Raw genomic sequence first — 25,581 nt, 5'->3', positions numbered from 1 at the left:
TTATTTTTCACCTTTTCCCTTTACGACGATGGCCGACCATCACGAAGAACACCAGAAAATCATTGAGGCCCACCAGAAGGCCGCCCACTACTTCGAGCACGCGGTGCAAAACCACCGCGCCGCCGTGGAGCACCTGAAAAAAGGGGACCACGAGAAGGCCGCTCACCACGGCTACACCGCCTACGGCTTCGCCTCGCACGCCCAGAAGCACGCCGAGGAAGCCGCCCTGCAACACTCGCACGAGCACGGCGACCACGAGCCCCTGCACGCTCACGAGCAGGGTGGGGTCCAATAGCTTTCACTGAAGAAAGGCCCTTTTCCGGCTGGAAACGGGCCTTTTTATGGCAATTTGTTCCCCTTTTTAGTATGCCGGTCGAATTTCTCAGCGACGAGCAGGCGGCCCGCTACGGGCGCTTCCACACCGACCCGAGCCCGGAACAGTTGGCCCGCTTCTTTTATCTGAGCCCCGATGACTTGGTGTTCGTGGCCCGACGGCGGCGGCGGCCTTCATCAACGGACAAGCAGGAGTGCAAAGGGCATTCGCAAAACTACTGTTTCTCGGATGAGTTTGCCACCCGCCTTCTCCGCCCCGAGAAGGGCGTTTTGGCGGGTTATTTTCGGGAGGGTTTTTCGAACGCTTTTTTCAGTACCTACGCCGGGTGCTTTTCCGTACCAGTCCTCAGATTATTAGAGATGTCATAACTCTTAGCGGGAATTTCTGTTCCTACTATTGTGCTACCCCTAGTGTTGCGTAAAGCGCCCACTTGGAGCTTGACCCGAGTGGGCGCGTTTGTAGCGGCTGCCAAAGCTTCTGGTGTTGTTGCGAATTCTGTACGCCGGCCGCCGAATTGTATAAGCCCGGGACCGAGGTATTTACGTACCTTTATGATAATACCCATCCACTTCCTGCCCTTTTGAAACGCCTCGCCGGCCTCCTAATGCTTTTGCTGTATCTGTGTTCCAGCCCTGGGCTGGTGTACAGCCTGCACCTGTGCGGCGAGCTAGTGACGGATGTGCGGCTGAGTGGCGTTGGGGAGCCCGCCGGCTGCTGCGCTAAATCAGCCAGGCCGGTGAAGGGGATGAAGAAGGACTGCTGCCACGACCAGAAAGTGAGCAGCCCGCTCAAGGACGTGAAGCTGACCACTGCCCAGCTGAAACTGGTGGCCCCCGTGGCCCTGCCGACGCCACCCGCCGTGCGCTTCGTGCGCCACCTGGCCCTTACTTACCCGGCCGACGAGCCGGCCCCGCGCCCGCGCATCACTTCCGGGCCGCCCCCGCCCGCCTGCCCTGCCTACGTGCGCGGCCACGCCTTCCTGATTTAGCTTCCTGGCTTTCCCCACTGCCCCCGGCCCCAAGCCGTGGGCTTTAGCGCGTGTGTTTTTAAGCTGTTAGCTGACAGCCATTAGCTGTTAGCTCTCCGTTCAGAAAACGCCGCCAGCCAGGATTTCGACCCGTCCTGAATCCGGTCGAAAAAAAGCTAACAGCTAATAGCTAAAAGCTCAGGTAAAATGATTGAACGGCTTATTTCCCTTTCCCTGCGCAACCGCGGGCTGGTACTGCTGCTAGCCACCGGCCTGTTCATCTGGGGCGTGTTTTCGGTGCGGGCCAGCAAGATTGACGCCATCCCCGACCTGTCGGAAAACCAGGTAATCGTGTTTACCGAGTGGGCCGGGCGCGGGCCCCAGATTATCGAGGACCAGGTAACCTACCCGCTCGTAACCAACCTGCAGGGCCTGGCCCAGGTGCGGGCCGTGCGGGCCGCCTCCATGTTCGGCATGAGCTTCGTGTACGTCATTTTTGAGGACGATACCGACGTGTATTGGGCCCGCGAGCGGGTGCTGGAGCGCCTCAATTACGCCCAGCGCCTGCTGCCGGCCGGCCTCACGCCCACCCTCGGCCCCGACGGTACCGGCGTGGGCCACGTGCTCTGGTACGTGCTTAAGGCCCCCAAGCTCGACCTGGGCGAGCAGCGCGCGTTGCAGGACTGGTACGTGAAGTTCGGCCTGCAAACCGTGCCCGGCGTGAGCGAGGTGGCCAGCTTCGGCGGCTTCCAGCCCGAATACCAGGTGACGGTCGACCCCACCAAGCTTACCTACTACAACGTGAGCCTGCCCGAGGTGCTGGCGGCCGTGCGCAGCAACAACAACGAGGCCGGGGGCCGCAAGTTCGAGCAGGCGGGGGTAGGCTACATCATCAAAACCAGCGGCTACATCCAGGATGTGGCCACGCTCGAAAACGTGCCCGTGCGCACCCGCGCCGGCGGCGTGCCGCTCCGCCTGGCCGACCTAGGCACAGTGCAGATGACGGGCGAAAGCCGTTTGGGCATCTTCGACCATAACGGCCAGGGCGAGGCCGTGGGCGGCATCGTGGTGATGCGCTACGGCGAAAACGCCGACGAGGTCATCAAGCGGGTGAAAACCAAGATGCAGGACGTAGCCAAGGGCCTGCCCGCCGGCGTGTCGTTCGATATCGTCTACGACCGCAGCGGGCTGATTGAAGAGTCGGTGACCAACATTCAGCACACGCTGCTGGAGGAAATGGCCGTCGTGTCGGTGGTCGTGCTGCTGTTTTTGTTCCACTGGCGCAGCGCCCTGAGCATCCTGCTCCAGATTCCGATTACCATCGCCACGAGCTTCATCCTGCTCAACGCCTTCGACATCTCGTCCAACATCATGTCGCTCACCGGCATCGCGCTGGCCATCGGCGTCATCGTCGACAACGGCATCGTGATGACCGAAAACGCCTACCGCAGTCTGGCCCTGCACCAGGCCGCCGAAGAAGCGGGTACCCTACCTGACGACGGCCCGCCAGCCCCCAAAACCCCCACCACATGACCAACGAAGAGCGCCTCGCCATTATCGAGAAGTCCAGTAAGCAGGTGTCGCGGGGGATATTTTTCTCCACCATCATCATCGTTACCTCGTTTCTGCCGGTGTTTCTGCTCACCGGGCAGGAGGGCAAGCTGTTTCATCCGCTGGCCTACACCAAAACGTTTATTTTGATGATTGACGCCATTTTGGCCGTCACGCTGGGGCCGGTGCTGCTGTCCTTTTTCATGAAGGGCAAGTTCAAAACCGAGGAGCAGAACCCCATCAACCGGGGACTGGAGCGGGTGTACGCGCCCATGATTAACTGGTGCCTGACCTGGCGCAAAACCACCATCGGCATCAACCTGGCGCTGCTGCTCATCAGCATTCCGCTGTTGCGTAGCCTGGGCACCGAGTTCATGCCCCCGCTCGATGAGGGCTCGATTCTGTTCATGCCCATCACCCAGCCCGACGTGTCGAACACGGAGGTAAAGCGCATTCTGCAGGTCCAGGACCGCATTATTATGCAGGTGCCGGAGGTGAAAAGCGTGCTCGGTAAGGCCGGCCGGGCCAGCACGGCCACCGACAACTCCCCGCTGAGCATGATTGAAACCATCATCCAGCTCAAGCCCCGCAGCGAGTGGCGGGCGGGTATGACCAAAGCCAAGCTCATTGCCGAGCTCAACCAGAAACTGCAGATTCCGGGCGTGGTCAACGGCTGGACCCAGCCCATTATCAACCGCATCAACATGCTCGCCACCGGCATCCGCACCGACGTGGGCGTGAAGGTGTACGGCCAGCAGCTCGACACGATTTTCCAGGTGTCGCAGCGGGTGCGGGCGGCCCTAACCGGCGTGGCGGGCGTTGAGGATTTGTACGTGGACCCGATTACCGGCGGCAAGTACCTGCAGATTGACCTGAAGCGCGACCAGCTGGCCCGCTACGGCCTGAGCGTGGACCAAGTGAACGAGCTGGTGGAAACGGCCATCGGGGGCGCCCCGGTGGCCACCACCGTGGAGGGCCGCCGCCGCTTCGCCATTGCCGTGCGCCTGGCCGAGGACTACCGCAACAGCCTGGCCGCGCTGGGCCGCATTCCCATCCAGACCACCGACTATGGCCCGGTGCCGCTCTCGGCGGTGGCCGAGCTGCGCTTCGAGAACGGGCCGCCCATGATTAACTCCGAAAACGCCCAGCTCCGGGGGGCGGTGCTGTTTAACGTGCGGGGGCGCGATTTGGGCAGCACCGTGGAGGAGGCCATGCAGCGGGTGCAGGAGCGGGGCGGCCAGCTGCCGGCCGGCTACTACCTGGAGTGGAGCGGGCAGTACGAGAACCTCATCAGCTCGCAACGGACGCTGCTCTTCATTCTGCCCATCGTGCTGGTCGTGATTTTCGGCTGCCTGTACTTCGCCTTCCACTCGGTGCGCGAGGCGCTGCTGAGCCTAGTCACGATTCCGTTCGCGCTTATTGGCGGGGCCTACCTGGTATACTTCTACGGGGTGCATTTGTCGGTGGCGGTGGCCGTGGGCTTCATTGCTTTGTTTGGGCTGGCCGTCGAAACGGGCGTCATCATGGTAATTTACCTCAACGACGCCATGCAGCAGCTGGTGGCCCGCAAGGGCAACTCCCGCGAAACCATCACGAAGCAGGATTTGCGCGACGCCGTGTTCCACGGGGCCGCCAAGCGCCTGCGGCCCAAGCTGATGACCGTCTCGGTGGCTTTGTTCGGCCTCGTGCCGGTGCTCTGGGCCACGGGCACGGGCTCCGACGTGATGCTGCCCATCGTGCTGCCCATGATTGGCGGCGTGTTCACGTCCTCGACCCATATTCTGCTCGTCACGCCGCTTATCTTCCTGATGACCAAGGAGTACGAGTTGCGCAAATTCGGCAAGATTGACGTGCTGGAGGTGACGCATTAGTTCACCCCACCCCCGGCCCCTCCCCTCCGGGAGAGGGGGAACCAGCCGCCCATACTACTGATTATAACTACTGACCACAACTTGATTAGCCGAACCACAGCCCGAAAAACCACGTCGCCGTGGCTCCCCCTCTCCCCCTAGAGAGGGGGCCGGGGGGTGAGGCCACCATCAGCACGAAAATTATGAACCGCTACCTTCTCCTGCTACTTCTCCTCACCAGCGCCCCGCTGCACGCCCAGCAGCAGCTGCCGCTGGATTCGGTGCTGAGCGCCGTGCAGCGGGCCAACCCGGCTTTGCGCCAGTACGACTACCGGGCCCGCGCCAAAGCGGCGGCCGTGGCGGGGGCCACCAGTTGGGAAGCGCCCCGCATCAGCGCCGGCTACTTCATGAAGCCCTACAGCTCGCCCCGGACTGCCGAAATGGCCGGCGAGCGGGGCATGCGCATGGTGGGCGTGGAGCAGATGATTCCGAACCCGGCCCGGCAGCGGGCCAAGCGGGCCTACCTGAGCGGGCAGGCCGCCGTGGAGCAGGCCGACCAGGGGGCCTTGTTCAACACGTTGCGTAGCCAGGCCCGCGGGCTGTACTTCAACCAGGTGATTCTGGAAAAGAAACAGCGGGTGCTCAGCCGGAGCCAGCAGTTGCTGGAGTTCCTGCTCAAGATTGCCCAGGCCCGCTACCCGTATAACCAGAGTAGCCTGGCCGATATCTACCAGGTGCAGTCGCGGGTGGCCCTGCTGGGCAACGACCACGCCGAGCTGGCCGGCCAGCTGCGCCAGAACCGCATCGCCCTCAACACCCTGATGGCCCGCGACCCGGCCGCCGAATTCGCCGTCGATACGCTGCTACCCACCACTGCTGCCGCGTTGCTGCCCGCCGACACGGCCGCGCTGGCCGCCGCCCGTAGCGACGTACGCGGCCTGAATGAGCAGCTCAACGTGCTGCGCCTGGGCCGCGACGTGGAGGTCAACCGCCGCCGCCCCGAGTTTGCTATTCGCTACGACCACATGAACGGCATCGGCCCCCGGCCCAACCAGTTCACGCTAATGGGCATGGTTACGCTGCCCTTCGCGCCGTGGTCGGCCCGCGAGTACAAGGCCAGCACCGCCGCGCTGGGCCTGGAGGCCCAGGCCGTGCAGCAGCAGCGGGCCAGCCTGCTCAACGACGCCACCGGCCGGCTGCGCACGCTGCAGTCCAACCTGCAAACCCGGCAGCAGCAGGTGGCCAACTTCGAGAAGAGCATCCTGCCCGCCCTGCACAAAAGCTACCAGGTAACGCTGCTGGCCTACGAGCAGAACACGGCCCAGCTGCCGGCCGTGGTGGAGGCCCTCGACAGCTGGCTGCGCATGCGCCTCACTTACCTCGACACCCAGAATGAACTCCTCACCCTGCGCGTGCAATACGACCAGGAACTTGAGCAATAAGGGCATGGACAGACAACATCGACATCAGAAAACGAGGAACGCCCTGCTTCATCCGGCATCCGCTTTGCCTAAGCAGGCCCACGGCTTCGCCGGACTGCTGAAAAGCATTTGTGGGGGTTGGGGGGTGAGGGGCGCTGTGCTGCTCCTGCTGCTGGCCGGCTGCCAGGGCAAGGCCCACGGCCCCGAATCGACGGCCCCGGCCCAGCCGCTGGCTACCTCGGCGGCCCAGCAGTACACCTGCCCGATGCACCCGCAAATCATCCGCGCGGAGCCCGGCAGCTGCCCCATCTGCAACATGGATTTGGTGCCTAAGGTGATGAGCAACGTCGCCGCGGCAGCCGCCCCTGAAGTGGGCCTCGACAACGTACTGGCCGAGCCCAACGCGGCCGTGCTCAGCAGCATAGCCACCGTACGGCCGGCGCCCGTGGGGGCCGCTGCCGCCGCGGATGCTACCGGAGCCGGGATAATTGTCTCGGATACGTTGAGCCTGCCCGGCGTGGTGGCCTACGACCCGCGCCGGAGCCGGGTGGTGGCCGCCCGTTTCGGCGGGCGCATCGAGCGGCTGCTGGTGCGCTCCAACTACCAGCCTGTGCGCCGGGGCGAGAAGCTGCTCGACCTCTACAGCCCCGAACTGGTAACGGCCCAGCAGGAGTATATTTTCGTGCTGGAAAATGACGCCGACAACGCCGCGCTGGTCGGTGGCGCCCGCCACAAGCTGGCCCTGCTGGGCCTTACCGAAACCCAGCTGCAGGGCCTGGCCCGCACCCGCCACCCCACCTACCGGGTGGCCGTGTTCAGCCCCTACGATGGCTACGTGGTTGAAACGCCCGCTGGTGCAGGTAGTAGCGCCAGCCCAGCGGCCGCCTCGCCCGCCAGCCAGCTAAGCCTTACCGAAGGAGCCTACGTAACGACCGGCCAGGCCCTGTTTCAGGTAATAAACACCAGTCAGGTCTGGGGCCTGTTTCAGCCCACGCCGGCCGAGCTGGCCCGGTTGCGGCCCGGCCAGCAGCTGCAAATAGCGGTGGAAGGCCAGGCCAAGCGGCTAACTGCCCGCCTCGATTTCGTGGAGCCCGAGTTCCGGACCGGCGAAAGCACGGCCGCCGTGCGGGTGTACCTACCCAACCCTCAGGGCGAATTGCGCCGGGGCCAGCGCCTCACTGCCCGAATCGTAGCCGGGGCCGCTGCTGCTACCAACGCTACCGCCTCATCCGGCGCAACGGCCCCGGCGAATCCCGGCGCGTTCTGGCTGCCCCGGGCGGCCGTCGTGGACCTGGGCACCCGCCAGATTGCCTTCGTGCAGCGTGGGGCCACCTTCGTGCCGGTGCTGGTGCAGGTAGGCCCGCGCACCGCCACCCAGGTGCAGGTGCTGAGCGGCTTGCGGGGCGATGAAAACGTGGCGGCCAACGGCCAGTATCTGATTGACAGTGAAGGTTTCATTCAAGCAACTACCCATGATGTACCCGCCGCTAACCGCCGCTAAGGCCCCGCTGCCCCGCCTCCCGGCCCGGCACGGGGGACAACCCGGCCGGCTGTGGCTGCTGGCCCTGCTGTTGATGCTGCTGGGCGCGGCCGCCTGCCAGAAAAGCCCGCCCGACACCACGGCCGTAGCCTACTACACCTGCCCGATGCACCCGCAAATCCACGATGACGAGCCCGGCAGCTGCCCCATCTGCAAAATGGATTTGGTGGCCGTTGCTCCCACTGAAAAGGGTGGTACGGCCACGTCCGAAACTACCGCGGCAGGCAAGGATACCGAAACAGCAACCCACGCGTCTCACGTCGGTGGCTATACCTGCCCCATGCACCCGCAGGTGCAGTCCGACAAGCCCGGCAGCTGCCCCATCTGTAAAATGGACCTCGTGCCCCGGCCCGCCACGCCGGCCACCGATGCCACCGGTGCGACTACCTCCGCCGACCTCATCCTGACTGCTCAACAAGTAGAGCTGGCGAACATTCAGACCCTGGTAGTGGGGAGCGAGGCCGGAGCAGGTGCGCCCGGAGCCGAAGCTTCCGGCAGCGCCCCAACGGCACCGGGTTTCGCGCAAAACCCACCCCCAGCCGTGCTGACGGGCACCGTGACGATTGATGTCCGGCGCACCACCAGCGTCAGCAGCCGGGTAGCCGGACGCCTCGACCGCCTCTACGTGCGCCAGACTGGCCAGGTGCTGCGCCGGGGGGCGCCGCTGTTTTCGGTGTACAGCGAAGAGCTGCAGGCCTTGCAGAAAGAATACCTGCTGGCCCGGGCCCAAAGCCGCGAGGCGGGTGGCGCGGGCTCCTATGCCCGCTTCGCCGAGGCCACGGCCCAGAAGCTGCGGCTGTTGGGCGTTACGGCCGGCCAGTTGCGGGCGCTGGAAAAGCGCGGCCGGCCCGAGGCCCTGCTCACCTATTTCAGCCCCCAAACCGGTACCGTGCAGGCCCTGGATGTGGTGCAGGGCCAGTACGTAGCCGAGGGCAGCCCGCTACTCACGCTCACAGACCTGGGCCGGGTGTGGGTGGAGGCCCAGGCCTATCCGGCCGAGCTGGCCCGCCTTTCGGTGGGCACCGCCGTGCGGGTGCAGCTGCCCGGCACGGCCGACACCCGCTCCGGCCGGGTAGTATTCCTCAGCCCCGAGCGCACCGGCAGCAGCCCCGTTACGCTGGCCCGCATCGAAGTAGCCAACCCCGACGGCCGCCTGCAGCCCGGCTCCCCGGCCAACGTGCTGCTGCCCTCAAGTGCCGCGCCGGCCCAATCGGCGGCCGTGGCTCCGAAACCAGTTTCCGACCAGGCCGCCACCCCAACTTCGCAACCCACTATCCTCGTGCCCCAGCAGTCCATCATCCACGACGGCGCCCTTAGCTACGTCTGGCTCCAGACTGGGGCCCGGCAGTTTAGGCGGGCGCGCATAACCACCCGAGCCGCCACGGCCAACGCCGTGCCCGTTACGGCGGGCGTCAGCCCCGGCGACCGGGTCGTCACGTCGGGGGCCTACCTGCTGCAGAGTGAATTTATCCTCCGTCAGGGGGCCGACACCGAAATGAGCGGCATGGCTATGTAATCTTGGCCAGCCGCTAATCCGCTGGGTGCTGCGGTTCAACGCCCGTTTTTCCAATCACTTACCCCCTTTTCTCATGTTGAAAATCACCACTTGGGCCCTGGCCCTCACTTGCCTCGGCGCGGCCACCGGCTGCTCCGAAAACAAACCCGCCACCACGGACATGACGCCCGAAACGTCGATGAGCGGTGCCCCGGCCATGACCACCGACACGGCGGCAATGCCGGCCACCGATATGGCCGCCGTCACCTACACCTGTCCCATGCACCCGGAAATCCGCGAAAGCGGCCCCGGCCAGTGTCCCAAGTGCAAAATGGATTTGGTGAAGCTGGAAGCGCCGGCCGCCCAATAGCGGCGGCCGCAGCCCACAGCTACGCAAGGGCACTTGGCTGGACTAGTAGCAGGCTAATTGTCCGAAAAGTAGCAGCAGAATAGTTGGGGCGCCAATTATGCCTCGCTGCTTGGATACTTAAAACGTCTAAACACAGAGAAGCGGCGTTGTGTACCTGCCATAGGTCCACAACGCCGCTTCTATTACTGGCTAATGGCTAACTCGATTCAACAGCAGCAGCCCCCTTTGCTCCGGACCGCATCTGGGGCCGCACCGTGCTCTTTGAGGTAGTATAAGAGTAGAAACAGAAAGTATGGGTAGGAGAAATTTGCGCGGGCGAGTGTCTAAAAATACGGTCGGAACCGCAAAAGTGGATAGGGGTGAACTTAGTTGCCGCATTTATACTTACAGATTATAGGAGAAAATTATCAATTATAGAATTTCGCGCGGTATCTTTGGGGCATGGTCGTCATTTCCCAGAAGCCGCTGCGGGAGTTTTGGGAGCAGCACCCCGACGCGAAAGAAGCGCTGAGTGCCTGGTACGCCTTCGTGCAGGAAAGCGACTGGGCCCGGCACGCAGACGTGGTGCAGGACTACAACACGGCCGACTACACCCGCGACGGGCGCTACGTGTTCAACATCCGGGGCAACCGTTACCGCCTGGTGGCCCGGATGCACTTCGCCACCCGCACCGTGTTCATCCGCTTTGTGGGCACACACCAGCAGTACGACCGCATCAACGCCGACACCATTTAACCAGCCGTACACTCGCTCACGTTTTACCAGCCGATTCCCATGGACATTCGCACCCCCGCCGATTACCAGCAGGCCCTGGACCAGTTCACGGCCTGGATGGACCACGAACCCGCCGACCTGACGCCCATGCTGGCGCTGCGCGACGCCATCAGCGCCTACGAGAAGGGCCAGGGCTACGAACTGCCCGCCCCCCAGACGCTGGTGGGGCGCTTGGAACTGGAGATGTACCGGCGCAAGCTCAACAAGAAAAACCTGGCCGCGCTGCTCGACATTCCGGCCTCGCGCCTGAGCGATGTGTTGCAGGGCCGGCGCATCAATCTAGACCTGGCCAAGCGCCTCTACAAGCGCCTGGGTATTCCCGCCGACTTCATTTTAGAAGCCGCGTAGCAGTCCTGGCTAAGCACCTGTTCACCCAAACGAGCCATTGATTATTATTTACCTTGAAGCTGCTTAGGAAGTAGGTTCGCCGATGTAGCGACGCATCGTTGTTTCTCGTCGTTGAACGAAAATTGCTGGTATCACTCAACGACGAGAAACAACGATGCGTCGCTACGCCGTTTTGGCGACTCTCTTCATAGCTTTTTAGTAATCGAATTCACGTAAATGGCCGTCGCCAACAACACACGCATGTCGTTAAAACAAGTTTTATGGTGCGGGTTATTTATCGTGGCGAGCTGCAAGAAGGCAGCCGTCGACCCCAAGCCGCTCACACCTGAGCAACTGCTGGTAGGAGCCTGGCAGACACAGCGATACGTGAGAACAGAAACTGCCTCAGACGGGCGCATTGTCCGCCAGGACAGCACCCTCTATTCCGCTCAGAATCCAGGGGCTTCCGTGTTTTTCAACGCCGACGGGACCCTTCCACCTCCCAGCCCCTCCGTTGTGGCGACCTATCGGTTTGACCCGCCATTCATTACCTACTTCTACAACAGCCAGCCGATTGGGGCCACCACCACCAACAAGGTGTTACAGCTTACCGCCCAAAAGCTGGTAATAGAAGCTACAACACCAACGACTACGTCGACCATCACGGAAACCCGCTCCTATAACCGATGAGTCTTGGCAATCAACACTTTCCGGTCACGCCGGTACCGCACAAAGAACGGCAGGGTTGCCGCTTCTCCTGAGCGCAAAAACTCAACCACCCAGGCTTCTTGCTCGAACACGCGGGGGGGGGTACCGAAGCACCGACTCGCGAAAGGTGCTCCGCATACATACCTTCAAACTAAAATATACACGGTTCACGAAAAGGGTCCTTTTTCTGAACCTATAGTTAAGCTAATGAGATAGAGTTAAAGAGTAGCGGAGGTTAATGCTTGGTACTGTCCGTTTTAGCTAGACCAATTCAGTGTTGTTTATTCAGTTGTAACAACTAGATTTGCAACTGAATAAACAACCTGTACCAGTTCAAGCACGACAACATGATCTACACGGTAGGTGGCATCAAGGGCGGCAGTGGTAAAACCACTATAGCAACGAATCTGACGATCTATCTGCTACAGCAGGGACGGGATGTTATCCTTATTGATGCTGACGATCAGGAATCTGCCACGGACTTTACCTCCTTCCGCCATCAGTCACTTGATGGAGACCTGGGCTACACGGCTGTTAAGGTTACCGGTCGTGAGCTTAATGCGCAGGTGCAGCGCCTAGCCACTAAGTGCGACGATATTGTAATTGATACCGGTGGTCGGGATACGGTCAGCCAGCGTTCGGCTTTAACTATCTCGCATGTGTACTTGGTGCCTTTCGCTCCACGCTCCCTCGATATCTGGACCCTGCGTAAAGTAGATAACCTGATAGCTGAAGTTGCGCCTTTTAATCCAGGCTTGCGCTCCCTTACCTTCATCAATAAGGCCGATGCGCGGGGCACCAACAGGGAAGAAGCCGCTGAGCTACTACGGGGCTCTGAGTATCTGCACTTCTTAGAGACGTCGGTAGGCAATCGCATCGCCTTTGCAAATGCCGCTGCTGCTGGGCTAGGCGTATTGGAAATCAAGCCGTCAGATGAGAAAGCAGTTGTTGAGATTAACGAGCTGTGCGCAAGCGTTCAGGCTACTGTTTCGACAACCAAATGATAATCTGAAACTACAACTTGTTCCACAACTAAATAAGCTTGTATAAACAGATGTTGTAATACAACATTAAGCGCAACCTATGGCACTCAAAAAACCTAAGTTAGGCCTTCCTCCTACGCCTCCTGCCTCTTTATCGAACGTGGCTATGCAGGAGATGATCAACAAAGGCGGATCCGTGCAGGAACTACCCGTAGTAGCCGATCCTAAGCCTACGTCCGAAGAGGATAAACTTAAGTCCTTTACTTTCAAAATTTACGAAAGCGAACTGGCTCAAATACGTGCAATCCAGGACAGCCTGCCAAAACGAGACCGCATTTCCATCCACGACTTTGTCCTAACTGCTGTGAAAGAGCAGATCAAGAAGATGGAAAAGAAGAACAACTCGAAGTAGTTTATAATTTAGTTGTAAATCCGGTTGTGAGTATTGTACGCTTCATAGCTTGTGCTATTGTCATTCTTAGAGTAAGTAATTGCAACCAATTAAAGAACTTTAAATAGTTGTTTTTTTAGTTGTAAATTAGACTTTCAACAGCTGGTGTTTCAAAGACTTGATATGCTGGTTCTGCATGAAATCGCGGAATATGTTTAAGTCTTCTGCCTGGCGGCTGCTTTCCAGCGCTGCAAAATACTCCTTCTTGTCCTCCCGAAATACAACGGTAAGAGGTTGTCCGAAGTAGTACTGAATGAAGTTCATTAACAGTCGAGACGTGCGACCGTTTCCGTCGTTGAACGGATGGATACTCACTAACTGCTGGTGAGCATCAAAGGCGACGTGCAATTGGTCAGGCAGTGATATAGCTGTGCTCATACGCTGCTGAATCTGCTGGGTAAGCTGCTCGACCAGCGCTAGGACTTTTTGGGCGTTAGGAAACGAACTGGCCCCCATAATCGAAACCTTATCGACTCGGAAGTCGCCGCGGGCGGCATCAGTGCTACCCAGAATGCTATTAGTTCGTAGCCCGGTCGTACGCATCACGGCCCCGGCCAGCTCCTGCAACAGCTTTGGGGAGATAGGGCGCTTCTCGTCAGCCCACTGCAGGGCCAGATCCAATGCCTGAGCATGATCGGCCAGCATATCGTAGCCGTCCCACGGAAGCGTTGGATCGATAACGGCTTCATCACCCACCAAGAAGTCGAAGGCCGATTGTACCGTTACTCGGGAACCCTCAATCATCGTTGAGTGGGCCGATACCATCACATGATTAAACTGCTGACGCGATACCCTGTCCGCCTCAGGCAGTTGTTGGACCAGGGCCGTCAAACGTACAATCTCATCCCACTTATTCATGCGGCCATTGCTTGGCGTAGGCTAGCGACGTCTACGGTGGCCAGTGCCACTGGGTACTCCAGGCCCGAGATATGGATTACCTGATGTGCCCAAGCGGCCAGATCGTGCGCATAGATGATGGGACGGTCAGTGGCATCATGGTAAACGGTCTTACCCTCCATGAAGGCTTCTACGCTTGTACGTAGCGGCGAAGGCACTTCTTCCAGGGCCTTGTCCCGCGGGTTGGTCATTAAGTGCGTCAGATAGGCTCTGAGCGTACGATATGCTTCTTGATTGTAAGGGGTCATGCCAGGGTAGAAGAGAAGAGTCCAGACTAAGTAGTTTTTGCCGACATTTTAAGTCCAAGCACGGTCAACAGTAAGCCTGCCGGATTCCTATCAGCCTTTATCTTATCCGTTTTGAGGCGGTACATAAACTTGAACAGTTCATCTAGGAGTTTCTGATCCCCAATGATCTGGGCAACTAGTTTTACATCTTTGATACCAAGCGACTCCAGATGCCGGCGGGCCATCAGAATCTTCGCCTGCTCAGGTGATTCGTCAAACGGAATCGGCAACTGCTTGGGTTGCTGCTTGGTCACGTAGAAGCGTACGGCGGTAAAGGAGCGCCCCTGTTTGAGCAGAGTATATCCAATCTTGAGTTCCGTATTCTCATTGATTTGACGCACAGCAATGTCAAGCACTTTGGCTTTCAGGTCGCTAATGCGCTGGAATTGCTCCGGTTCTTTTCCTTTTGGATCTTTGAGTCCAAGCATCAGCTTGAACTCGTCTAGGTCATAGGTTTTGGTTTCTCCGATGTCTTTCCACTGCGAAGCCAACTGGTAGATGCGCTTGGCGTACTTGCTCGATATCTTTAGGGCCGAGAATAGCTGGAAGGAAGTGAAGTTGTTCTTCAGCTCAAACAGATAAGGGCGAATATCTTCGGAGAGGCGAATGCGTAGGTAACCCTTGCCCTTAACGTACTCCACTTTTTGGAACATCCACAGCTGCACATATGATTGGTCGTTCTCCACTTCAAACATGCGGGAACCCATGGACTCAGTCGCTTCCCGCAGTTGCTTGTAGTGCCACTCGCGACCCGTCATAGCGACCACCTCATTCATGTGTATCTGGTACTCCTGATTAGGTGCATCCTCTCGGCGCAGTTTAGAGAGTACGAAGAAAAGTAAGTCCAACTGGCAGGCTGTGTAATCATAGCGAGCCGTAGTGATGGCATTGTGCTGTCTGACTTCCAGTGATTCAGATGGATTCATAGCGAAAGGGATAGAGAGCAAATATAGCAAAATAATGAAAAACTACCATGCTTTTAGAAGGGCGTTTTTAACTGATAAAAGGTAGTTCTTACCCCAAAGAATGACTGATAAAAAGTCGTTTTTAACTGATAAAAAGTCGTTTTTAACTGATAAAAAGTCGTTTTTAACTGATAAAAAGTCGTCTATAAAGCTCGTATATGACAATAAACCAACAAGTTACAAGCCCTGCAAATAGACAAATACTTAAAAATACACAAGTTGTTGATACGCACGCGAGTCTAAAAGTGGGCTTTTAAAGGGAAAGGATATAGACCAAATGGGCGAGAGGAAGCAGCAAAAAAGGGAGCACAAAGAAGTTCAAAGCCGCGTTGAGTGATTGCACTATTTTTATACTAATTTATACTTATTTAATTATGCCCATTGTTGTGTAGTTCTACTATCTCTCACCTTACGATTTTACAGCCCTTGCCCATGTGCCCAGTACTGCCCTTGATAGGGATAGCGCAAGAGTAAGAACAGAAATTCCCGTTAGAGCTGCGGCGGATTCGGACGCAGGTCGGGGTGTCTCAGGAAACGGGCGTTTTTGCGCTACCGAGGCTATTTTTGAGAACACCCGTTCCGGCTACGCTGGCTTGTAGCTTTTGGTCATCTCACCAATCAAAGGCTCCTTGCAGCTTGGATAGTTGACTTATTGAGACAAATCAGCCTTTTTTTGGTAAGCAAATGGGCTTAACGGGAATTTCTGTTCCAACTCTTGCGCTACCCCTGATACTGAATAACGACTTTTTATCAGCCAACCCATATTCAAGCATGCTCCTAACCCAAATCGAAAGGCGAATAACGTACCCTCGCCACCTTTGACTGATAAAAAGCCGTTTTTAAGATGCCAATTGCTAGTCTTCCTAATGAGAGTACTACCAAGCTTGGAGAAAAGCCCCGACTCAGTTCAGTGGCTATTGATTCGCTGAAGCTTTACAGACTGCTGTCGATAGTTCGTCGAGAGACCATTGGGGCGTCATATTGAGCACATACTTAGAGCAGCCAGTCCAATCGGCGTCAGCAAGGCAAGTCGCATTTGTACTATAGGAGTGAAAAGTGGCCTTCGGGATTTTAGCCACACCTTTGACGCTGAACCCTACTTTTAGCTTAAACTTAGTAGCGAAGCAGTGAAGGGTAGATTCAGAATCAGCTCTCGTTGTCCAAGCATTGCGTGAATTCTACTAGCTCTGGCAGAGTTATCTCTAATGCCCGAGCCAAGGATACGAGTACATCAATTGTGGCAGCACCACGTGCATGCTCAATACGCTGCACGGTCAGTTTCGCTACGTCAGCGTAGTCAGCCAACACCTGCTGACTCCACCCACGTGCATTCCTCAGTTCTTTTAGATGGATGCCAAATGCTTTGACACTGGCCGGATTTTTCACTGTGGCAAACTCGACTCAGAGCCGCAATCAAATGGTATAACATATGTATCCAGGTCGAATTATTTTCTATATTGGCAAGTAATGAGGGTAAGTTTTTCTAAACGACCCTATGCCACAAGCTATCCTTGGGGTGAGGCTTTAAACCAGTTAAAGATTGAACGTATGGCTACCGAATCCACACCAGAAATGTCTCGCCGGGGAGGTAAAGGCAAACCAGCTAAGGGGCTACCTAAGCCGTCAGGACTGACACTGAAAGAGCTCATTTCAAAAGTTCAACGGCCGGAGCAAAAGCCGGGTCTGCGCGCGCGTGAAATAGCACTGGCCACACATACATCAGCCGAAACATTTCGGAGCGCTATCGATAATCCGGAGCGTCTCTCGCTGGCCAGCATTCATGGGCTGGCTGTCCTGATGGGAGTTGACTTCATGCAACTAGTGGCCGATATTAGCCACCAGGTCAGCCTCAAGGCCGCATCCGGGTTCGACACGACGCCTGCAGGAGGGGCACCCCGCGTGTACCGTCGTCGCCCAGCGGCTACTATTAAGGTAGCCGTCGATGCGACTGGTAACAGCGAGCATCTAGCGGAACGCGAAGAGCAGAAAGCATCTGCTGCCAATGTGCACGCCGACCAGGTAGAGGACTTGCCCGCACGTTTCCTAGACGAAAAGGATGAACTGGAGTTCCCCGTCGCTGCGGTTGAGGCTTCTCAAATCCGCTATGCAGACGCTACCCTTGCGCAGCGAACGTTAGCATTGGCCAGTGTGCAGCAGGAGCTAAAGCACCACTTCCCCGACTTGAACTGGCTGAAATGGGCCGCCGTAATGGATGCGCTACAGCCCGACCTGTGGCTGGAGGGGGAGATAGTAGCGATTGCCTATGAGGACCTGACCAGATTGACGCAGCGCCTGGCCTGGGCAGTGGTGGGCGAGCGGAAGGTTTCGCTTGATCCCCCCATCTATTGCATGCAGGCGTTCACCTTGGCGCGGCGCTTGTCTCAACTAGCCTACCATGCGGTATTAGCGTTAGCAGAGATGGAACAGGATCCCACTGCTTATGGGCTGTACACTCGTGGTATCATCCTAAAACTGGCATCTGGCAACACTACTGCGGAGCAAGTGCTGCAGGCCATGAGCGACTATCACTTTAAGGGAAACGGATTCAATAAAATGGTGCCAATAGATCAGATGCCTGGCAGCCCCGAGGTACAGGATCGTATTTTTGACTTGACTCAATACAAGGCAAGTTGAAGTGATGTGGGCCAAGTTAAGCCAGCAGGGTAAGTAGATAACTCGTGTAGGCAGCACTCCTATCCCCACTCGCTTCAACCTGTTTTCTCTCTACTACCCGTCTGTTTTTTTGCGGCAGCTCTACGCCTGGCGGGTCAGTAATCACAACGACTGTACTGTCAATAGGTACTTAGGAGGACGCCGGCGCTGCTACTCAAATAGGCAGCGCCAGCACTATTATCAAGGACCAGCATCCACTACTTACAAGACGCCTAGAACGATAGGCACACGACAGAATTCAGCGCTACTGTTGGACTTGGAGCCGGGGATGCGTTGGGTCTGACTTGGTCTGCTCGTAAGAGGGCAGATGCATCTGATTTTGCTCTTCACCGTGCTCCTGTTTTTGATTCAGAGAGCGAAATCGTTGCTGGGTTCACCGGCAGAAAATCCACTAAAAAAGGATGGGAGAGGGAGATAAACGATGAGTAGCGTCATCAGGCGAGGCATCAATGGTAACTCCCTGGAGCATGGTTTGTTGTCTGCTATTGAGTGAGCAGTCAGAGAAAAACAAGCGATACTCGAACCCTGATTTTCTGTTCCTGAGTCGGCCAGACCTGTTCAATGATCGGGTTTGGCCGACCTATGTTCTACCGCGGAAAGGTGCGTTGAAGAGAGCAGGCCAGCGCGTAAGTTGCTGGCTGTTTTTCAGTAGCTATTACCCTTAAATCCAATGACTGCCCGCACTCAAAACGTTCCTTTGCGATGTTGATGCGGGCCGTATAAAGTACCCAAAGAACGTGGTACTTGAGCGCGAAGATTAGGCTTCGACAGTTGCTTTGGATGGGGAATGATAGAAGGATATTTGCGCTGGTTGACGGGCTTGATCCACATAAAAATTCCGACTAAGGCTGAAAGTCCGAGAGCGTATTAACCGATGGAAATTAGACGGCTGCTTCCCATAAAAAGAGCGGTTTTTAGATGCGGTCTGCTAGGAGGGTAGCAGTGAAGGAGCCAGCTAACTTTTGTGCAGAATAGAGCGCGAGGCTAGGGAAAATGCGCGCCTACCAGTCACCATTCTTGGTGTGTTCGGCACGAGTTGAGTAGATATCAGCCAGTGAAAAAAAAGGACAGTGGGGGACGCTTGAAGACCTAAGAAAAAGGTGTAGCTTACGATGAAGCGAGGGTCAGTTCACCGTTCGCAAAACGAAAAGCATCTGCTCGATGGCGATCTGCTTAAGGTGTGAAAAGGAGTATAGGCCTCAGCGGTCAGGCGGGTTTTATTGCTCTGACAGATGCCGGGTGTATGCGCACAATCAAAAGAAACGGCTCCAAAAATTACCGTCTCCAACGCTCCCCACACCGTCTGACTCAGCGCAACTGCAGCAGGTTGTACTGCTTGCCAAGCTTACCCAGACAGCACTTCGGGGCAGAGAAATCCAGGCCAATGAAATCATGTCAACAGAGGTAGTGGCTTTTGTCAAATACTGTACTTCTTTACAGGAGTCAACTGTAGAGGAAAGAGAAAACGTACACGCTTTCCTTCTCAAGCAAGCAGCCTTCTGGAGCATTGATGAGTTGTAGAGGCCAACGTAAATCGTCCATATGATCTCCCATCAGTTACTACTTAGCATAATGTCTAAGCGTAATAAACAAGCTGCTAATCCTAAGTTCAGTCATTGCTCGCCAATGGATGGGTTATGCATAAGCGTAATATTAGCGTAATAGTGTTAGAAGCAAGAAGTGTTTTTGCAATGCAAAAACCCCGGTCGGCCGTTGGCCTCCCTCTTCTTGCTGCTGCCGCAGAGTCCTAGCCACCTAACGAATAAAGTCTATGTCAACGGATAACCTCGCCCCAGACCCAGCCAGGCAGAAGCGTGGTCCGGGCCGTCCCAAGTCAGCCCACCCTCACAGTGCAACTATTCAAATCCGACTTGATAGGGAGCAGCTGTCCACGCTCACGGAGCAGGCAGAAGCGGCCGGCTGCAGCCGCTCAACCATCGTTCGCCAAGCGCTTGCTGGCGTCCGGGTTTTGCAGGCCGCGCCTACGCTGGAGCAGCGCGAGCAGAACCGCCAGCTGGCGCGACTAGGGGCCAACCTGAATCAACTGGTGGTGCAGGGGCGTTTAGGCCAAGAAGTGCAGGCGCAGGTCCTGGCTACGCTCACAGAAGTGCAGCAATTACTTGCCAGACTTCACCAGGAGAAAGCATGATCGGGAAGGTAAAAATCGGCAAGAGTTTCGTTGGGATCTGCCGCTATGTGCTGCAGCAAAACCGGCAAGCCCAGGTGCTGGAGGCGGAGGGTGTGCGCACGGATAGCGCAGCGCATATGGCCCAGGATTTTCACTACCAGCAGCGGGGACGACCGGGGTTAGGCAATGCCGTAATGCACGTGGCACTGGCCCTGCCAGTAGCGGATACTGAGCGCCGTACAGCGGAGGAAGTGAGCGAACTATTGCGGCAGATAGGCAAGGCCTACGTGCGGGAAATGAAGCTGGAAAATACCCAGTGGGTACTGGTGCAGCACACCGATAAAGCACATGCCCATGCACACTTAATTGTGAACCGGGTTGACAATAATGGCCAAGCCATTTCAGACAAATTTGTTGGCCAGCAAAGCCGTCGGGTATGTCAGCAACTGGAGCAGCAGCTGGGGCTGACGGTGGCCGAGCAGCGGGGGCGCGAGCAGGCGCGGGAAGCGGGCAAAACCCATCGGCAGCAGGTGGCCATTACACCCCAGCAAATACGCACAGCGGACTGGCAGCGTGCCCGGCACGAAGTAGCCAACGCTTTGAAAGACGTAGCCTCCAACTCGGGTAGCTTCGAGGAGTTGAAAATGAAATTGGCCCCTAAAGGAATTGCTTTGGAGCAGAGTACTCACCAAAAGAAAAACGCACCAACAATGTTCGGTGTTGTCTTTGAAAAGAACGGTCACCGCATGAAGGGCAGTGAGGTAGGCAAGCAGTACAGTGCGGGCAATCTGGAAAAGGGATTTGCCCAAGCCCCGAGAGCATCTCAACCGATTGCTGAGAAGGGAGAAACTAGGACACCAGCAGAGGGAGATATCGTCACTCAAGTACCCAATGTGGAACGCGTACAAGGCAGCATAAGTGTGCCAATTAATCCCCGCACTGGCGTTGGAGCTGAGAAGCGGGCCGGGCTAATGAAAGAGTTTCTGGATAAGAATGGCTTTACGACGCAGGAAATTATTCCCCCAGCTCCCGGTCTTTCCAGCCCCTACATGGTACTCTTTTCCTACAGTCCAACTGATACGCAACTGGATAAAATTAACAAAATACTGCACGTGGTGCAGCAGTCTGGTATAGACACGATCAGGGAGGCGCCACACCTTGCCTTGACCCTTGACCGAGCTAAGCCCGTGGAGCAAGCCATGGCCGATTGGGAAGAGCGCGAGGGCCAGCACAACCAAGCTTGTATTGTCGTTAATGATACCACCAAAAAAGGCCAGGAGAAGGCTGAGCGAATTCAGCAGGAACTGAAAAAAGTCGGGGTAGGCAAGGTTGGGGAAATCATAAACGATGGCTACGGGCAGTTGAAAATAGACGTTCATTATCATACCCACGCACCTACTATAAAGATGATAAACCACACACTTGATGGAGCAGCACTCATGGACGGCGTACAGGTGCAGGAATCAGATAATGCACTTCGCGCACGTAAATTAGGTCAGGACTGCGTGCGTGAAAAGAACGAGGCGCTTCTTAAAGAGATTACAAAGGATGGACCCACATTAGGGTAAAAAATGCTGTGGCTAAACGAACAGTTGAGGTAGCAATGTGGTATGGTCGGGTAAATCAGGAGAGAATTGGGTGCTAACTTCCCGAACCCATGGAAAAAGCTTCTCCCACCAAACGGCCACGTTATGATGCGGCCTTCCGCGCCGAAGCGCTGCGGCTGGCCAGCGAAAGCCGCTCGACGCGGGCCGCCGCCCGCGCCCTAAACATTGACGTCAAACGCCTGTATGCCTGGCAGAAAGCGGCCCAGCCGTCCGTGTCCACTGACCCGGTGGAGGCGGCCGAAGTGCGGGCCCTGCGGGCGGCCAATAAACGGCTGGCGCAGGAGTTAGAGATTTTAAAAAAAGCCATCGCCATCTTTTCGCAGCCCCCAACCCTGTGAGCACGTTTCAATTCATTGACCAGCAGCGCACTTGCTGTCCCGTCCAGCAGCTCTGTCAGGTGATGGGCGTGGTGCCCAGTCGCTACTATGCCTGGCGAATGGCACAGACGAGCGCCGTGCGGCAGCCAGCTGAGCCGGCCTGGGAAACGGAGATGGTGGCCGTTTTTAATCACCATAAACGCCGCTACGGCACGCGCCGGCTGCGGATCGAACTGCAGGAAAAAGGCTACCGCGTCGGGCGTCAGGCCCTGCGCACGGGGCTGCGCCGAAACGGACTCCAGGCCCTGCAGCCCAAGTCGTTCGTGCCGCGCACCACCGATTCGACCCACGGACAGCGCTGCGCCCCTAACTTATTGCTCTACCAGCCCAAGCCCACCCAGGTCAACCGGGTCTGGGTCAGTGATATCACGTATTTGCCGCTGGCCAACGGCAACTGGGCCTATCTGTGCGCTTTTCAGGACGTGTGCAGCAAGCAGGTGGTGGGCTGGCAGGTGCGGGCCGACATGCCCGAAGCGCTGGTCACCAGCGCCTTACAGCGGGCCCTGCTGGCCCAGCGCCCCGCCCCCGGCCTGCTGGTCCACTCCGACCGGGGCGGGCAGTACGTGGGCAACGCCTACAAGGCCCTGCTGCACGAGGCCGGCGCCCGGCTCTCGCACAGCCGCCGCGGCGAGTGCTACGACAACGCCCAGGCCGAGAGCCTGTGGGCGCGCCTCAAAACGGAAGAGCTCGAAGCCCGCGACTGGCCCGTGTTTGCCGACCTGGCCGATGCGCAGGCCAGCGTGGCCAACTATTTTGACTACTACAATCACGACCGACGGCACTCAAGCATCGGCTATTTTAAGCCGTATAAGTTTCACCAACAACAACTTAACAATATCACCCAACTCTCTCCTGCTTAACTAGACCACCCCAATGTTGCAGTGCAATGAGTGGGGGTATAGAGGACATCAAGCAGCGATTACCAGATGGGTGTGGATAGCTGTCTATTTCCCAATGCCCGTTAAACGCTACTTTAGTAAAGCAAATAATCAGTAGTAACAGCCACAAAAAAGCCCTAATTCCTTTGAGCCAGGGCTTTTGACATAATCCGCACTACAGTGCTGTCTATTCAGCCAGTGCTTCGTTATCATCTTCCGGCTCGCGCGGCAATACCTTGCCAGTTTGGATGCGCGCGACGACGCTTCTAACGGTTTCATCATAGTCCGCCTGATCCTTAAAGATGCCAGCCGCAAACAAGGCGGGGTCCACGTAAGCTGGTACGCGCGCTGGAGCGGGTACGGCCACATGACGCATAGGCGAGCCTGGCAAGGCCGCGCCAGCGCGCACTTGCTTGCTCGGTGGGGTCTGCCCCGGACCAGTCTGTGTGAACTGCCCGGGCTGTGGCACCCGTGGCCGGCTATCACCAGGATAGGCAGCGGAGTCGGGAAGTTTGGTTGTGGCCATTTTATGCAGGGAGTTCAGGCGTAAACAAGGCCCGGTATTCCGGGTGGTTGCTTTTAAAACAGGTAATAACTACACAACGCGCTGGCCAGCCGTCAAGTTCAGGCACGAGGTGGACGTAGGTTTCATATACTACGCCTTGGTAGATCGTGAGGCAGACATGCACGTAAGGCTTGCGCAGGCCCCGGCCAGACTTAGCTACAATATAACGGGCTCGCTTGAGAATGCGGGAGATGGTCGTATGGTCGACAGCATGGCCTGGGTCCGGATAGTTCTCCAGCACGTGCTGTGCCCATTGGCTGGTCCAATAAATGGAATATTGCTGGTTGTTGTGGGTGAGGTAACTATTGAGGTACATGCCGTACAGGAATCGGATCAGCAGATAAGTAGGGGCCGAAGGTACAAGCGAGAGGCGAGTGTTTGTCAGCTCCGCGCTAGACAGCTAGCGGCTGGAAAAGCTATTGTCACGTTTGTTGAACGGTCGTTTAACAAATGTGACAAAGGCGTATCTTGCCCCGATTTCCTCCTGAACCTGCCTTCTCCTTGACGCGCTACGTCGCCTACTTCCGCGTGAGCACCGCCCGCCAAGGCCAGTCCGGCCTCGGGTTGGAAGCCCAGCAGGCCGCCGTGCGGACCTTCGTAGGATCCGACGCCCACATCGTGGCCGAGTACGTCGAAATCGAAAGTGGCCGCAAGAACAGCCGGCCCCAGTTGCAGGCGGCCATCGCGCACGCCAAGCAGGAGGGAGGGGTACTGCTCGTGGCTAAGCTAGATCGACTAGCGCGCAACGTGGCCTTTCTGGCCACGCTCATGGAGAGCCACGTGCGCTTCAAAGCCGTCGACCTACCCGCGGCCGATGAGTTTACCCTCCACATCCTGGCCGCCGTAGCCCAGAAAGAGGCCACCGCCATTTCCACCCGGACCCGCGATGCGCTGGCGGCCAAGAAGGCGCGGGGGTTCCAGTTGGGGACGCCGGCGAATTTGACATCGGCCTCACGGGAGAGGGCCTTGGAATCCCTGCAGCGCAATGCCCAGCAAAGCCTGGCCAACCGGCAGGCCGCGCAGCTGGCGGGGCTGTTGCGGGCTATTGGGATGAGTTTGCGAAGTATTGCCGCCCGGCTCAACGAATCGGGGTATCGAACGAGAAGAGGCAAGGCCTTTCATCCCATGGGCGTCAAGCGACTTCTACCTCATGGTGCTACTGCCATGTCCTGAGCGGGATAGGTTTTGTGTAGGTGATTGGGTACGTTCACATAAATGCTCCGCTCGGGCCTCAGCTAACACTCGCCCCACCCATTGGAATAGGGCTTGAAACCCAACATACCTCAGCGCACTGTCCGTTTGCAATAAACCACCTCAATGGCGGAGCTAGCGGAGTTGGCGTAAGGGTGCGATTAGTCAAATTGCGATTAAATGAACCGTAATGAAAGAAATCGTGCTGAACGGCGTGGCAACCGCCGTATGTTTGGAGGTGTACCCGACGACGCTGCCGAGCGAAGCGCAGGTGCAGGCCTTTGAGCAGGCGCTGGGCTACCGGCTGCCGGATGACTACCGCGCCTTTTTGCTGACCTACAATGGCGGCGTCTGCGATTTTGAGCGGATGCTCATGCCCATTGAGGTCACTATCTGTGACTTGTTTGGCCTGCACCTGGATGGGCCAGATGAGCCCATGCCACCCTTGCTGCCCCCGAACAGCCCACGGCTCACGGAGCTATGGGACGAGCTGCCGGCTAACCTGTTGCCCATCGGGGAAACAGATGGCGGCGATATGGTGGCCATCCGGTTTCTGCCCACGGGCAGCGAAGTAGTGGTGCTGGACCACGAAAGCAACGCACTGCGGGAGATGATGCGGACCAGCACATTCACCGAGCTACTGCTGAGCGCCCGCCCGCCAGAAGACGATAAGGAGTAGCGGGGCGTGCCCGTTTTTGCCTTATACTACGGCGGGCATCCACTCTTCCACGGTTTCTTTGGACTCGCCGGCCACGCCGGTGGGGGTGGCCGTGTCGATGCCTAGGTTCAAGGCCACGATACGGCGACCCCGGCCGGCCGGCTGGTGCTGGGCATCTTCGCCGCGCTGGCCGAATACGACCGCGAGAGCATCCGCGAGCGGGCGATGGCCGGTATTGCCCTGGCCAAAGCACAAGGCAAATACCTGGGCCGTCGCCCGGGCGTAGACGCTGGCAAGTTGGGTAAGGTGCAGGCTTGCTTGGCCGCCGGCATGTCCGTGCACCAGACGGTGGCCACCACGGGCGTAGGCGAGTCCAGCGTCAAGCGCTACCGCCGTCAGGTGGAGTTTGGTAATCCAGACACAGAATGAGGCAAGGCAATTCCGCTTATCGAGTTTCGCGCTCGATACCGACCCATTCTGTCCAGCCCAAATAGACCACCTCAGTCCAGCTTAGCTAGACCACCTCATTCATTGTGCCGAAGGCGTTTGTCGGGCGGTCGCATGGGCAGTAAATGAGGTGGTCT

Annotated in this window: 28 protein-coding genes; 22 read left to right on the top strand and 6 right to left on the bottom strand. The window is 57.5% G+C overall.

Translation table 11 applies throughout. The features are described from left to right. Positions 1 to 28 precede the first annotated feature (28 nt). The 14 genes from J7E24_RS09270 (at position 29) to J7E24_RS09205 (ending at position 12,732) form a co-directional block, all read left to right on the top strand. Positions 29 to 295 (top strand): hypothetical protein, encoded by a 267-nt coding sequence (locus J7E24_RS09270; protein ID WP_019949155.1) that lies wholly within the window; start codon positions 29 to 31, stop codon positions 293 to 295. A gap of 71 nt (positions 296 to 366) precedes the next feature. Beyond that, positions 367 to 702: a DUF4158 domain-containing protein gene (locus J7E24_RS09265; RefSeq protein WP_019949156.1), complete on the top strand. Its 336-nt coding sequence runs from the start codon at positions 367 to 369 to the stop codon at positions 700 to 702. 212 nt (positions 703 to 914) lie between these two features. Beyond that, complete coding sequence (locus J7E24_RS09260; protein ID WP_215137420.1) at positions 915 to 1,322, top strand: HYC_CC_PP family protein; 408 nt, start codon at positions 915 to 917, stop codon at positions 1,320 to 1,322. 186 nt (positions 1,323 to 1,508) lie between these two features. Then, positions 1,509 to 2,834, top strand: a complete 1,326-nt coding sequence (locus J7E24_RS09255) for an efflux RND transporter permease subunit (RefSeq protein ID WP_019949158.1) — start codon at positions 1,509 to 1,511, stop codon at positions 2,832 to 2,834. Continuing rightward, positions 2,831 to 4,723, top strand: a complete 1,893-nt coding sequence (locus J7E24_RS09250) for an efflux RND transporter permease subunit (protein WP_019949159.1) — start codon at positions 2,831 to 2,833, stop codon at positions 4,721 to 4,723. Before J7E24_RS09255 ends, J7E24_RS09250 begins: the two co-directional genes overlap by 4 nt. Before the next feature lie 182 nt (positions 4,724 to 4,905). After that, a complete protein-coding gene (locus J7E24_RS09245; protein ID WP_019949160.1) occupies positions 4,906 to 6,144 on the top strand; it encodes a TolC family protein in 1,239 nt (412 codons plus the stop codon). Positions 6,145 to 6,280: 136 nt separating this feature from the next. Further along, a complete protein-coding gene (locus J7E24_RS09240) occupies positions 6,281 to 7,624 on the top strand; it encodes an efflux RND transporter periplasmic adaptor subunit (protein ID WP_019949161.1) in 1,344 nt (447 codons plus the stop codon). Continuing rightward, positions 7,596 to 9,179, top strand: coding sequence for an efflux RND transporter periplasmic adaptor subunit (locus tag J7E24_RS09235; RefSeq protein WP_083937816.1), 1,584 nt, complete (start codon positions 7,596 to 7,598; stop codon positions 9,177 to 9,179). The genes J7E24_RS09240 and J7E24_RS09235 overlap by 29 nt, the downstream gene beginning before the upstream one ends. A gap of 73 nt (positions 9,180 to 9,252) precedes the next feature. Next, complete coding sequence (locus tag J7E24_RS09230) at positions 9,253 to 9,528, top strand: heavy metal-binding domain-containing protein (protein ID WP_026351565.1); 276 nt, start codon at positions 9,253 to 9,255, stop codon at positions 9,526 to 9,528. 441 nt (positions 9,529 to 9,969) lie between these two features. Next, the gene (locus J7E24_RS09225) at positions 9,970 to 10,263 is read left to right on the top strand and encodes a type II toxin-antitoxin system HigB family toxin (RefSeq protein ID WP_019949163.1); all 294 of its coding nucleotides are present in this window, start codon (positions 9,970 to 9,972) and stop codon (positions 10,261 to 10,263) included. A 39-nt stretch (positions 10,264 to 10,302) separates the two neighbouring features. After that, positions 10,303 to 10,650, top strand: a complete 348-nt coding sequence (locus J7E24_RS09220) for a transcriptional regulator (protein WP_019949164.1) — start codon at positions 10,303 to 10,305, stop codon at positions 10,648 to 10,650. A gap of 495 nt (positions 10,651 to 11,145) precedes the next feature. Next, entirely contained in the window at positions 11,146 to 11,319 is a 174-nt protein-coding gene (locus tag J7E24_RS09215; RefSeq protein WP_215137417.1) for a hypothetical protein, read from the top strand. A gap of 365 nt (positions 11,320 to 11,684) precedes the next feature. Continuing rightward, positions 11,685 to 12,341: an AAA family ATPase gene (locus tag J7E24_RS09210; protein WP_215137415.1), complete on the top strand. Its 657-nt coding sequence runs from the start codon at positions 11,685 to 11,687 to the stop codon at positions 12,339 to 12,341. A gap of 79 nt (positions 12,342 to 12,420) precedes the next feature. After that, a complete protein-coding gene (locus J7E24_RS09205; protein ID WP_215137413.1) occupies positions 12,421 to 12,732 on the top strand; it encodes a hypothetical protein in 312 nt (103 codons plus the stop codon). Between the two features lie 126 nt (positions 12,733 to 12,858). Here the strand turns inward: J7E24_RS09205 and J7E24_RS09200 are convergent, their stop codons facing one another. The 4 genes from J7E24_RS09200 to J7E24_RS17985 form a co-directional block, all read right to left on the bottom strand. Next, on the bottom strand, positions 12,859 to 13,629 hold the full coding sequence (locus J7E24_RS09200) for a Fic family protein (RefSeq protein ID WP_215137411.1): 771 nt from the start codon (positions 13,627 to 13,629) through the stop codon (positions 12,859 to 12,861). Beyond that, positions 13,626 to 13,859, bottom strand: a complete 234-nt coding sequence (locus J7E24_RS09195; RefSeq protein ID WP_251047121.1) for a hypothetical protein — start codon at positions 13,857 to 13,859, stop codon at positions 13,626 to 13,628. The genes J7E24_RS09200 and J7E24_RS09195 overlap by 4 nt, the downstream gene beginning before the upstream one ends. Positions 13,860 to 13,942: 83 nt before the next feature. Further along, on the bottom strand, positions 13,943 to 14,881 hold the full coding sequence (locus J7E24_RS09190; RefSeq protein ID WP_215137406.1) for a replication initiation protein: 939 nt from the start codon (positions 14,879 to 14,881) through the stop codon (positions 13,943 to 13,945). A gap of 1,185 nt (positions 14,882 to 16,066) precedes the next feature. Continuing rightward, positions 16,067 to 16,306 carry a helix-turn-helix domain-containing protein gene (locus J7E24_RS17985; protein ID WP_215137404.1) on the bottom strand — a complete coding sequence of 80 codons (240 nt, stop codon included), beginning with the start codon at positions 16,304 to 16,306 and terminating at the stop codon, positions 16,067 to 16,069. A 162-nt stretch (positions 16,307 to 16,468) separates the two neighbouring features. Here J7E24_RS17985 and J7E24_RS09180 point away from each other — a divergent pair, with 162 nt between their 5' ends. The 5 genes from J7E24_RS09180 to J7E24_RS09160 all read left to right on the top strand — a co-directional run bounded on the left by J7E24_RS09180 (position 16,469) and on the right by J7E24_RS09160 (position 22,565). Then, positions 16,469 to 17,554 carry a hypothetical protein gene (locus J7E24_RS09180; RefSeq protein WP_215137402.1) on the top strand — a complete coding sequence of 362 codons (1,086 nt, stop codon included), beginning with the start codon at positions 16,469 to 16,471 and terminating at the stop codon, positions 17,552 to 17,554. A gap of 1,810 nt (positions 17,555 to 19,364) precedes the next feature. After that, positions 19,365 to 19,742, top strand: coding sequence for a plasmid mobilization protein (locus J7E24_RS09175; RefSeq protein WP_215137400.1), 378 nt, complete (start codon positions 19,365 to 19,367; stop codon positions 19,740 to 19,742). Beyond that, positions 19,739 to 21,289, top strand: coding sequence for a relaxase/mobilization nuclease domain-containing protein (locus J7E24_RS09170; RefSeq protein WP_215137398.1), 1,551 nt, complete (start codon positions 19,739 to 19,741; stop codon positions 21,287 to 21,289). Before J7E24_RS09175 ends, J7E24_RS09170 begins: the two co-directional genes overlap by 4 nt. A gap of 89 nt (positions 21,290 to 21,378) precedes the next feature. Beyond that, entirely contained in the window at positions 21,379 to 21,666 is a 288-nt protein-coding gene (locus J7E24_RS09165; RefSeq protein WP_215137396.1) for a transposase, read from the top strand. Further along, on the top strand, positions 21,663 to 22,565 hold the full coding sequence (locus tag J7E24_RS09160) for an IS3 family transposase (RefSeq protein WP_215137394.1): 903 nt from the start codon (positions 21,663 to 21,665) through the stop codon (positions 22,563 to 22,565). The genes J7E24_RS09165 and J7E24_RS09160 overlap by 4 nt, the downstream gene beginning before the upstream one ends. 205 nt (positions 22,566 to 22,770) lie before the next feature. On the opposite strand, the gene J7E24_RS09155 is transcribed toward J7E24_RS09160, so the two are convergent. Continuing rightward, complete coding sequence (locus tag J7E24_RS09155) at positions 22,771 to 22,914, bottom strand: hypothetical protein (RefSeq protein WP_215137393.1); 144 nt, start codon at positions 22,912 to 22,914, stop codon at positions 22,771 to 22,773. 196 nt (positions 22,915 to 23,110) lie between these two features. After that, positions 23,111 to 23,464, bottom strand: coding sequence for a hypothetical protein (locus J7E24_RS09150; protein WP_215137390.1), 354 nt, complete (start codon positions 23,462 to 23,464; stop codon positions 23,111 to 23,113). A 185-nt stretch (positions 23,465 to 23,649) separates the two neighbouring features. Between J7E24_RS09150 and J7E24_RS09145 the strand changes: the two genes are divergently transcribed. From J7E24_RS09145 to J7E24_RS17770, 3 genes are all read left to right on the top strand, one after another. After that, complete coding sequence (locus J7E24_RS09145) at positions 23,650 to 24,321, top strand: recombinase family protein (protein ID WP_251047120.1); 672 nt, start codon at positions 23,650 to 23,652, stop codon at positions 24,319 to 24,321. Positions 24,322 to 24,529: 208 nt separating this feature from the next. Continuing rightward, positions 24,530 to 25,018, top strand: coding sequence for an SMI1/KNR4 family protein (locus J7E24_RS09140; protein ID WP_215137386.1), 489 nt, complete (start codon positions 24,530 to 24,532; stop codon positions 25,016 to 25,018). A gap of 144 nt (positions 25,019 to 25,162) precedes the next feature. Further along, entirely contained in the window at positions 25,163 to 25,426 is a 264-nt protein-coding gene (locus J7E24_RS17770; RefSeq protein WP_317195630.1) for a recombinase family protein, read from the top strand. The last annotated feature ends 155 nt before the right edge of the window (positions 25,427 to 25,581 follow it).

The sequence above is a fragment of the Hymenobacter sp. ISL-91 genome, from assembly GCF_018613725.1.
Lineage (GTDB): Bacteria > Bacteroidota > Bacteroidia > Cytophagales > Hymenobacteraceae > Hymenobacter.
Note: the sequence above shows the minus strand (reverse complement) of the source record. Positions and strands in the feature narration are given on the sequence as shown.